The organism is Mycobacterium sp. NPDC003449 (assembly GCF_053588415.1).
In genome coordinates this window covers 1-9,310 of the sequence record NZ_JBSFPX010000244.1, presented here as the reverse complement: position 1 = coordinate 9,310, position 9,310 = coordinate 1, and the positions used below count along the sequence as shown (strand labels likewise).

10 protein-coding genes, 1 other RNA gene and 1 pseudogene are annotated in these 9,310 nt (G+C 67.2%); 9 read left to right on the top strand and 3 right to left on the bottom strand.

What is annotated here, in order from left to right; translation table 11 throughout:
- Window positions 1-214, top strand: a pseudogene (locus tag ACWDTP_RS35005) (hypothetical protein); the annotation flags it as partial.
- Here ACWDTP_RS35005 and ACWDTP_RS35000 read toward each other — a convergent pair.
- Genes ACWDTP_RS35000 through ACWDTP_RS34990 form a run of 3 tightly spaced genes read right to left on the bottom strand, consistent with a single transcriptional unit; the run spans window position 192 to window position 3,267 of the window.
- Window positions 192-986 carry an ABC transporter permease gene (locus ACWDTP_RS35000; protein WP_450027811.1) on the bottom strand — a complete coding sequence of 265 codons (795 nt, stop codon included), beginning with the start codon at window positions 984-986 and terminating at the stop codon, window positions 192-194. The pseudogene ACWDTP_RS35005 and the gene ACWDTP_RS35000 sit on opposite strands and share 23 nt — an antisense overlap.
- Window positions 970-1,881 (bottom strand): ABC transporter ATP-binding protein, encoded by a 912-nt coding sequence (locus ACWDTP_RS34995; protein ID WP_450027810.1) that lies wholly within the window; start codon window positions 1,879-1,881, stop codon window positions 970-972. Before ACWDTP_RS34995 ends, ACWDTP_RS35000 begins: the two co-directional genes overlap by 17 nt.
- A gap of 12 nt (window positions 1,882-1,893) precedes the next feature.
- The gene (locus ACWDTP_RS34990; RefSeq protein WP_450027813.1) at window positions 1,894-3,267 is read right to left on the bottom strand and encodes an FAD-dependent oxidoreductase; all 1,374 of its coding nucleotides are present in this window, start codon (window positions 3,265-3,267) and stop codon (window positions 1,894-1,896) included.
- A gap of 166 nt (window positions 3,268-3,433) precedes the next feature.
- Here ACWDTP_RS34990 and prfB point away from each other — a divergent pair, with 166 nt between their 5' ends.
- The 8 genes from prfB to ACWDTP_RS34950 all read left to right on the top strand — a co-directional run.
- Window positions 3,434-4,549 (top strand): peptide chain release factor 2, encoded by a 1,116-nt coding sequence (prfB, locus tag ACWDTP_RS34985; protein ID WP_450027809.1) that lies wholly within the window; start codon window positions 3,434-3,436, stop codon window positions 4,547-4,549.
- Between the two features lie 16 nt (window positions 4,550-4,565).
- Complete coding sequence (locus tag ACWDTP_RS34980; protein WP_450027808.1) at window positions 4,566-5,576, top strand: mechanosensitive ion channel family protein; 1,011 nt, start codon at window positions 4,566-4,568, stop codon at window positions 5,574-5,576.
- Window positions 5,573-6,097 carry a hypothetical protein gene (locus ACWDTP_RS34975; RefSeq protein WP_450027807.1) on the top strand — a complete coding sequence of 175 codons (525 nt, stop codon included), beginning with the start codon at window positions 5,573-5,575 and terminating at the stop codon, window positions 6,095-6,097. The genes ACWDTP_RS34980 and ACWDTP_RS34975 overlap by 4 nt, the downstream gene beginning before the upstream one ends.
- 59 nt (window positions 6,098-6,156) lie before the next feature.
- Complete coding sequence (gene ftsE / locus ACWDTP_RS34970) at window positions 6,157-6,846, top strand: cell division ATP-binding protein FtsE (RefSeq protein ID WP_450027812.1); 690 nt, start codon at window positions 6,157-6,159, stop codon at window positions 6,844-6,846.
- Window positions 6,847-7,740: a permease-like cell division protein FtsX gene (ftsX, locus tag ACWDTP_RS34965; RefSeq protein ID WP_450027806.1), complete on the top strand. Its 894-nt coding sequence runs from the start codon at window positions 6,847-6,849 to the stop codon at window positions 7,738-7,740.
- 8 nt (window positions 7,741-7,748) lie between these two features.
- Window positions 7,749-8,255: an SsrA-binding protein SmpB gene (gene smpB / locus ACWDTP_RS34960; protein WP_450027805.1), complete on the top strand. Its 507-nt coding sequence runs from the start codon at window positions 7,749-7,751 to the stop codon at window positions 8,253-8,255.
- Between the two features lie 179 nt (window positions 8,256-8,434).
- Window positions 8,435-8,803, top strand: a transfer-messenger RNA (tmRNA) gene (ssrA, locus tag ACWDTP_RS34955).
- Window positions 8,804-8,924: 121 nt separating this feature from the next.
- Window positions 8,925-9,310: cutinase family protein (locus tag ACWDTP_RS34950; RefSeq protein ID WP_450027804.1), on the top strand; the 386-nt coding region annotated here is incomplete at its 3' end.

Here is a 9,310-nt window from a genome sequence, read left to right as displayed (position 1 = left end):
GCCCGATGTGGAGGGGGAGCAGTTCGTCACCATCACGGGCGTGATCAACGGGCCGACGGTCAACGAACACGTGGTGTACCAGCGGATGGCGGTCGATGTGAACGACTGGCCGGCCATGGGGGCGCTGCACCCGGTGGTGTATTCGCCCAAGAACCCGGACAAATGGACGTTCGCCCCGCCCGAACCCCCGGTCAGCGAATATCCAGGCGGCTGAACGCCAGGACCGCCGCGGCCGCGAAGACCAGCGCGGCCGCCACCAGAATCGCGGCCCAGGCCGCTGACAGGCCGTTCTGCAGCTGGCCGTCGCCGACCCCGTAGAAGAACGGCGACAGGTAACGGGCCGGCCGCAGCCAATGCACCAATGGGGCCAGGGAACTGATCAGATAACTGACCGCGGCCGCCGCCGACGCCAGCCCGATGGCCAGCCCGCGGCTGCCGGTCACCGCGCCGATCAGCATCGCCAGTGTGCCGAAGACCAGGCCGAGCAGCGTGACACCGACGGTCACCCCGAGCAGTGGGCCCGCCGCGATCGTCAGGTCGAACCGTCGCCCGACCAGCACGCACAGCGCGGTGGCGATCGGCACGGTCACGGCCTGCGCGACCAGCGCCACGAGCTTGCCCACGGCGATGGTGCGGCGACGCAACGGCAGGGCGGCGATCAGGCCGAGCGTGCGGTCCTCGTCCTGACCCGCGATGCACGACGCGCCGTAGCCGATGGTGGCCAGCAGGACGAACAGCGGGACGAAGTTCGCGTAGAGGTTGGCGTTGAGCCAGCCGGGCGGCGATGTGATGGTTCCGGTGGCACCGAACAGCGCCGCGATGGCCGAGCCGTTCTCGGTGAGCGCGTTGAGATTGGTGGCGTCCTTGAACGACGGATAGATGGCCACCACGACCAGCCCGTACACGGTCATGCCGACGGTGTTGCCGATGATCAGCCGGCGCCGCAGCCTCAGGTCGAGCCGGGCGATGTCAACGCTCACCGTCATTGCCCTCGCTGCGGTAGTAGCGCAGGAACAGCTCGTCGAGGTCGGCGGGCCGGGCGGTCAGGTCGACCGGGTCGAAGCGGTCCGCCACCCGCAGCAGTGGTCCGATCGGCCCGGTCACCGAGAGCCGGATGTGGTGGGTTTGACCGGCCAGCACGTCGACCCCGTGCAACTCGCGGAACGGCTCGGGCGCAACGGGTTTGGCGAACCGGAACTCGACGGTCCTTGGGGCGTTCGCGCGCAGGTGTTCGACGGTGTCGGTGACGATGATGCGGCCGTCCTTGATGATGGCCAGCCGGTCGACGAGGCGTTGGACCTCGTCGAGGTCGTGCGAGGAGAGAAAGACCGTGCGTCCGTCGTCGGCCGTTTCCTGCACCAGGCGGGCGAATTCGTCCTGCAGCAGCGGGTCGAGGCCGGAGGTCGGCTCGTCGAGCACCAGGAGTTCGGGCCGGTGGGCGAAGGCCAGCAACAGTCCGATCTTCTGCGCGTTGCCCTTGGACAGGGTGTGGATGGGCCGGTCCAGTTCCATGTCGAATCGTTCGACGAGCCGGTCGCGGTAGCGGTGGTCGGTATGGCCGCGGATCGCCGACAGCCGGTCGAAAATCTGGCGGCCGGTCAGCCGCGGGTAGAGCGCGAGTTCGCCGGGCAGGTAACCGATCCGCTGGTGCACCTGCAGGCTGTTTCGGTACGGGTCGTGACCGCACACGACGGCCCGTCCCGAGGTGGGGCGGTACAACCCGAGCAGCAGGCGGATCGTGGTCGACTTGCCCGCGCCGTTGGGGCCGAGGAACCCGAAGACCTCACCGCGGTCGACGTGCACCGTGACATCGGTGATTCCGCGGCGGCGGCCGAAGCGACGGGTGAGTCGCTCGGTGTGGATCACCGCCGCAGGAGTCACAGGGACCCGTCGTCAGCCGTGCCCGATGCGTAACAGGTCGGCCACGCTGGTCAGCTTGACCCGGGGCCGTCCCAGTGCCTGCCCGGCGGCGCGTTCATGGGAGTCGATCAACTGCCAGTGATCGCCGGTGACCAGTGCGGGCTGATGGTGCAGCAGCCACGCCGCGAGATCGTCGGAGCGGTCGGCGCTGTCCTCGGCCGGCTCGGCGCCACCGAGATCGGCCAGCAGGGTGTCGACGGTGTCCTGGGAGTCCTTCTTGTTGCTGCCGATCACCCCCGAGGGGCCCCGTTTGATCCAGCCCACCACGTATTCGTTTCTGCGCCCGTCGATCCGGCCGTGGGTGTGCGGGATGGTGCCGGACCGCTCGTCGAACGGCAGACCCGGCGTCGGTACACCGCGATACCCGACCGCCCGCACCACCAGCTGCACCGGCAGCTCCTCGCGTTCGCCGGTGTCCTTGGCGGCCACCCTGCCGTCGGCGTCGCGGACGAGTTCGTTGCGGCCCAGCACGATCGACTCCACCCTGCCGTCGCCGCGAAGCTCGATCGGCGAGGTGCAGAACCGGAACACGATGCGGCGTTTGGCTTTCCGATCCGGATCGGGGGTGAGGTAGCCGCGTAACACCTTGATGTTCTGCTTGACGGTCTTGCCTGCCGCTTCCAGGTCCTCGTCGGTGATATCGGCGAAATCGGCCGGGTCGAGGACGACTTCGACGTCGCCGAGGCCTTCCATATCGCCGAGTTCGCGCAGTTCGAGGGTGGTGAACGGGGCCTGAAGCGGTCCGCGGCGCCCGACGACGAGCACCTCCTCGACCCCCCTGGCATCCAGCGAGGCCAGGGCGTGGTCGGCGATGTCGGTGCCGGCCAGCGCCTGCGGATCGCTGACCAGGATCCGGGCCACGTCAAGCGCGACATTGCCGTTGCCGACCACCACCGCCCGGCCCCCGGACAGATTGGGTGCGATCGCGCCGAAATGTGGGTGGGCGTTGTACCAGCCGACGAAGTCGACCGCGGCGACGCTGCCGGGCAGATCCTCGCCGGGGATGCGCAGCGACCGATCGGACTGGGCGCCGATCGCGTAGACGACCGCGTCGTAGCGCTGTGCCAGGTCCGCGGCCTGCACGTGCTCGCCGACGGCGATGTTGCCGAAGAACCGGAACCGCGGATCGGCCGCGGTCTTCTCGAACTGGGCGCTGATCGATTTGATCTTCGGATGGTCGGGGGCCACCCCGGACCGGACCAGCCCCCACGGAGTGGGCAGCATCTCGAGCATGTCGACGCGCACTTCGCGGTCGGCGTCGGGGGAATCGGCAAACTTCAACAGCGATGCGGCGGCAAAGAATCCGGAGGGTCCTGAGCCGACGATCGCCACGTGGTACGGGCGCATATTGGGCATGTAGTGCCTTACTCATCGATCGCTAGATCCGACCACGCGCAAGGGGCTGTCGCGACGCGGTTGGGCTGGGTACAACCCCGATGCTAAACGTGGATCCGCCGCGCTGCCGCCGGTCAGGAAGAACTGCTCTCGATCTCCACAGGTACCCTCAACCTTTGTGGATCCTGACCGTCAAACCGATGTAGCCGCGCTCGACGCCACCCTGACCACGGTGGAGCGGGTGCTCGATGTGGACGGTCTGCGCGGCCGGATCGACAAGCTCGAGCAGGAGGCGTCCGACCCGAACCTGTGGGACGACCAGACCAGGGCCCAGAAGGTGACCAGCGAGCTGTCCCACGCGCAGGGCGAGTTGCGCCGGGTCGAGGAGCTGCGCCAGCGCGTCGACGACCTGCCGGTGCTGTTCGAACTGGCCGCCGAGGAAGGTGGCGAGGAGGGCAGCGATGCCCTCGCCGAGGCCGACACCGAGCTCACCAAGCTGCGCGAGGACATCGAGGCGCTGGAGGTCCGCACCCTGCTGTCCGGCGAGTACGACGAGCGCGAGGCCGTCGTCACCATCCGGTCCGGCGCCGGCGGCGTCGACGCCGCGGACTGGGCCGAGATGCTGATGCGGATGTATGTCCGCTGGGCCGAACAGCACGACTACCCGGTCGAGGTGTTCGACACCTCCTACGCCGAGGAAGCCGGCATCAAGAGCGCGACGTTCGCGGTCCACGCGCCCTACGCCTACGGCACGCTGTCGGTCGAGCAGGGCACGCACCGGTTGGTGCGGATCAGCCCGTTCGACAACCAGAGCCGGCGCCAGACGTCGTTCGCCGACGTCGAGGTGCTTCCGGTGGTGGAGACCACCGACCACATCGAGATCCCCGAGGGCGATGTGCGCGTCGACGTCTACCGGTCCAGTGGACCGGGCGGACAGTCGGTCAACACCACCGACTCCGCGGTCCGGCTCACCCACGTCCCGACCGGGATCGTGGTGACCTGCCAGAACGAGAAGTCTCAGCTGCAGAACAAGGTGTCGGCGATGCGGGTGCTGCAGGCCAAGCTGCTGGAACGCAAGCGGCAGGAGGAGCGCGCCGAGATGGATGCGCTCAAGGGCGACGGCGGCAGCTCGTGGGGCACCCAGATGCGGTCCTACGTGCTGCAGCCGTATCAGATGGTCAAGGATCTGCGCACCGAGTTCGAGGTCGGTAACCCGGCCGCGGTGTTGGACGGCGACCTCGACGGCTTCCTTGAGGCCGGCATCCGGTGGCGCAACAGCAGAGACGACGAGTAGCGATGACGAGTAGCCGATGACGATCAGCGCAGCGGCCGCCGCCTCTACCTACTCGGTCCTGGCCTTTCCGATGGCCCAGCGCTGGCATGACTTCTGGCACGGCGAGATCGGGATCTGGATCCTGACCAAGGGCCTGCGGATCGCGCTGCTGCTGATCGGCGGGCTGCTGGCCGCGCGCTTCATCAACTGGGCGGCGCAGAAGGTCGTGCGCCGTATCGACGTCGAGTATGAGGAAAGCGATCAGCTGGTGCGCTCGGAGAGCGCCAAGCACCGGCAGGCGCTCGCCTCGGTGATCTCCTGGGTCACGGTGGCGGTCCTGTTCGTCATCGTGCTGGTCGAGGTCACCGATCTGCTCGCGGTACCGGTGGCCTCCCTGGTCGCGCCGGCCGCGGTGCTCGGCGCGGCCCTGGGTTTCGGTGCCCAGCGAATCGTGCAGGACCTGCTCGCCGGGTTCTTCATCATCACCGAGAAGCAGTACGGCTTCGGTGACCTGGTCCGGCTGACGCTCGGAGCGAGCAACGACGCCGAGGGCACGGTCGAGGACGTCACCCTGCGGGTGACCAAGCTGCGGTCCAGCGAGGGCGAGATGTACACCGTCCCCAACGGCCAGATCGTCAAATCGCTCAACCTGTCCAAGGACTGGGCACGGTCCGTCATCGACATCCCGGTCCCGGTCACCGCCGACCTCAACCTGGTCAACGACGTGCTCGACGAGGTGGCCGAGAAGGCCGCCGAGGATCCCGAGCTCTCCAAGCTGGTGTTGGACAAACCGCAGCTGATGGGCGTGGAGAGCATCGGGGTGGACACGGTCAACATGCGGATGGTGGCGCGCACCCTGCCCGGCAAGCAGTTCGAGGTGGGGCGGCGGCTGCGGGTGCGGGTGGTGCGTGCGCTGCGCCGTGCGGGTGTCGCGACCTCGTCGGACGCCTCGGTCGCCGCGGCGGGTGACATCGTGCACCCGGCCGCCGCGGCCGAGCTGCAGGCCGCGGAGTTGCAGAAGGCCGCGGACGAGGAGCGCAAGAAGTGAAGCCCGACCTGCAGGCCGTCAGGGACGCGGTGCCGCGGCTGTGGCGCAGCCGGCTGGGCCGGGCCCGCACGTCCACCGTGGTGCTCGTCATCGTGTTCGTGGCGCTGTCGTGGGTTCAGAACACCTATGCGCCGGAGTCGACGCCCGCCGAGACGCCGGGACAGGTGGTGCCGCCCGGATTCGTCCCCGACCCCGGCTACACCTGGGTGCCGCGCACCAATGTGCAGCGGACACCGACGACGACTCCCACCACCACCACGACGACCCCGGAGACCACCACCAGCACTCCGGAGACCACCACGACGACCCCGGAGACGACCGAATCCGGGACCAGCGAGGAGTCGACGAGCCCGGCGACCACGTCCAGCTCCGTCCCGGCGGAACCGCGGGTGATCGATCCGGACGGGCCGGGCCTGTTGCCGCCGATCACCCTGCCACCGCTGCCGGGCGCCGCGCCACAGCCGCCGGCCGAGGAGTCGCAACCCGTGCCCGCACCGGCCGCGCTCGATCCGGCGCGTTAGCGCTGGTCGGCTGGCCTGAACCGACCGACGCGTCCGCACCGCTACACTGGCGTGCCGTGATGATCACCCTCGACCGCGTGACGAAGCACTACAAGTCGTCAGCCCGCCCAGCGCTCGACGATGTCTCGTTGAACATCGACAAGGGTGAGTTCGTCTTCCTGATCGGTCCGTCGGGATCGGGCAAATCCACCTTCATGCGGCTGCTGCTGGCCGCCGAGCATCCGACGACCGGCGACATCCGGGTTTCCAAGTTCCATGTCAACAAGCTGCGCGACCGCCACATCCCGGGCCTGCGGCAGGTCATCGGCTGCGTCTTCCAGGACTTCCTGCTGCTGCAGCAGAAGACCGTGTTCGAGAACGTGGCGTTCGCGCTCGAGGTGATCGGTAAGCGCGGCGATGTGATCAACCGCGTCGTGCCCGACGTTCTGGAGATGGTCGGCCTGTCGGGCAAGGCGAACCGGCTGCCGAGCGAGCTGTCGGGTGGTGAGCAGCAGCGCGTCGCGATCGCCAGGGCCTTCGTCAACCGTCCGCTGGTCCTGATCGCCGACGAGCCCACCGGCAACCTCGACCCGGAGACCAGCAAGGACATCATGGACCTTCTCGAGCGGATCAACCGCACCGGGACCACGGTGGTGATGGCCACCCACGACCATCACATCGTCGACTCCATGCGCCAGCGGGTCGTCGAACTCGAACTCGGCCGGCTGATCCGTGATGAACAGCGCGGCGTCTACGGAATGGATCGCTAAGTGCGCTTCGGCTTTCTTATCAATGAAGTCCTGACGGGGTTTCGCCGCAACGTCACCATGACGGTGGCGATGATCCTGACCACCGCCATCTCCATCGGGCTGTTCGGTGGTGGCCTGCTGGTGGTGCGGCTGGCCGACCAGTCCCGCGACATCTACCTCGACCGGGTCGAGAGCCAGGTGTTTCTGACCGACGACATCTCGGCCAACGACCCCACCTGCGACTCCGATCCGTGCAAGGCCCTCTACCGCCAGATCGACGAACGCGACGACGTGCGCTCGCTGCGGTTCCTCAACCGCGAGCAGGCCTACGACGATGCGATCAAGAAGTTCCCGCAGTACAAGGATGTCGCGGGTAAGGACGCCTTTCCGGCTTCGTTCGTCGTCAAGCTCGACAACCCCGAGCAGCACGAGGAGTTCGACAAGGCGATGGCCGGGCAGCCCGGTGTGCTCAATGTGCTCAATCAGAAGGACCTGATCGACCGGCTGTTCGCGGTGCTCGACGGCTTGTCCAGCGCGGCGTTCGCGGTGGCCCTGGTCCAGGCGATCGGTGCGGTGCTGCTGATCGCCAATATGGTGCAGGTGGCCGCGTATACGCGGCGCACCGAGATCGGCATCATGCGGCTGGTCGGCGCGACCCGCTGGTATACCCAGCTGCCGTTCCTGGTGGAGGCCGTGTTGGCGGCGCTGATCGGTGTCGTCATCGCGATCATCGGGCTGATCGTGGTGCGGGCGGTGTTCCTGGAGAAGGCGCTCGACCAGTTCTATCAAGCGAATCTGATCGCCAGGATCGACTACGCCGACATCCTCTACATCTCGCCTATCCTCTTGTTCGTCGGTGTCGCGATGGCCGGGTTGACCTCCTATGTCACGCTCCGGCTCTACGTACGCAGGTAGTCGAGGGTGTGGTGAGCAAGAAGTCGAACGCCGCGGCCGGCAACGTCGCGAGCAACAACAGGGTGGTGGCCAGCAACCGCAAGGCCCGCCACAACTACACGATCCTCGACACCTTCGAGGCGGGTATCGCGCTGATGGGCACCGAGGTGAAGAGCCTGCGCGACGGGCAGGCGTCGCTGGCCGATGCGTTCGCCACGGTCGACGACGGCGAGATCTGGTTGCGCAATGTGCACATCGCCGAGTACCACCACGGGACCTGGACCAACCACGCGCCGCGGCGCAACCGCAAGCTGCTGCTGCACCGCAGGGAGATCGACAACCTGATCGGCAAGATCCGCGACGGTAATCTCACGCTGGTGCCGCTGTCGATGTATTTCGCGGATGGCAAGGTCAAGGTGGAGTTGGCGCTGGCCCGCGGTAAGCAGGCCCACGACAAACGCCAGGATCTGGCCAAGCGCGACGCCGACCGGGAGATCACCCGCGAGCTGGGCCGCCGCGCCAAGGGCATGGCCTAGCTGTTCCCCCTGCACCGCGAGCGTGCGGGTCTGCTGGTCGACACGCCGTAGATTGCGTACGTCGGCGGTCGCTCGGCGAGCACGACCGACACGAAAATGCCGACGAAATAATGGCTTGGCGTTCACCGTTGACGCTGGCGTACCATTGATTGTCCTGCCGAGAGTCGGCAGGTGTGCGAGGGGCTGAACGGTTTCGACTTCGCGCATCGAATCAAGGGAAGCGTGCCGGTGCAGGCAAGAGACCACCGTAAGCGTCGTTGCAACCAATTAAGCGCCGATTCCAATCAGCGCGACTACGCCCTCGCTGCCTAAGCGACGGCTGGTCTGTCAGACCGGGAGCGCCCTCGGCCCGGACCCTGGCATCAGCTAGAGGGACCCACCCACGGGTTCGGTCGCGGAATCCGTGGGGACATCAAACAGCGACTGGGATCGTCATCCTGACTTGTTCGCGTGATCAGGAGATCCGAGTAGAGGCATAGCGGACTGCGCACGGAGAAGCCTCGAGGACATGCCGTAGGACCCGGGTTCAATTCCCGGCAGCTCCACAAGAAAATGCAGGTCAGGGAACAATCCCTGACCTGCATTCTTGTTACTCCGCCCACGGTGTGAGGTAATGCGGGATTCATTCGGCCTGGATACGGGTTAGATTTAGGCATGTTGTCTCGCCGCATGCCCAGCCCCTCGACGGGCAGTGCGCGGTCAGGTGGTCGCTGGGTCGGGCTTGGCGCTGCTGCACTTCTCATCTCGGGCGTCCCGCTCGCCGCACTGACCGCGCCGCCGGTGGCGTCGGCCGCCGACTGCCACGATGTCGAGGTCGTCTTCGCGCGCGGCACCGACGAACCGGCCGGTATGGGCAAGGTCGGCGATGCCTTCGTCGATTCCCTGCGCAAGCAGGCCGCCGGCCTGGACATCGCCACCTACGCGGTGGATTACAAGGCCAGCAAGCTGCAGCTGCACGGTGGTGACGGCGCCAAAGACGCGATCGACCACATCAAGTCCACGCTGTCCTCGTGCCCGGACACCCAGATCGTGCTCGGCGGCTATTCGCAGGGCGC

Excerpts from the sequence above, each read along its gene's own strand:
- ftsE (WP_450027812.1), top strand. The coding sequence starts at position 6,157 with ATGATCACCCTCGACCGCGTGACGAAGCACTACAAGTCGTCAGCCCGC.
- ACWDTP_RS35000 (WP_450027811.1), bottom strand. The coding sequence starts at position 986 with ATGACGGTGAGCGTTGACATCGCCCGGCTCGACCTGAGGCTGCGGCGC.
- ACWDTP_RS34990 (WP_450027813.1), bottom strand. The coding sequence starts at position 3,267 with ATGCGCCCGTACCACGTGGCGATCGTCGGCTCAGGACCCTCCGGATTC.
- ACWDTP_RS34980 (WP_450027808.1), top strand. The coding sequence starts at position 4,566 with ATGACGATCAGCGCAGCGGCCGCCGCCTCTACCTACTCGGTCCTGGCC.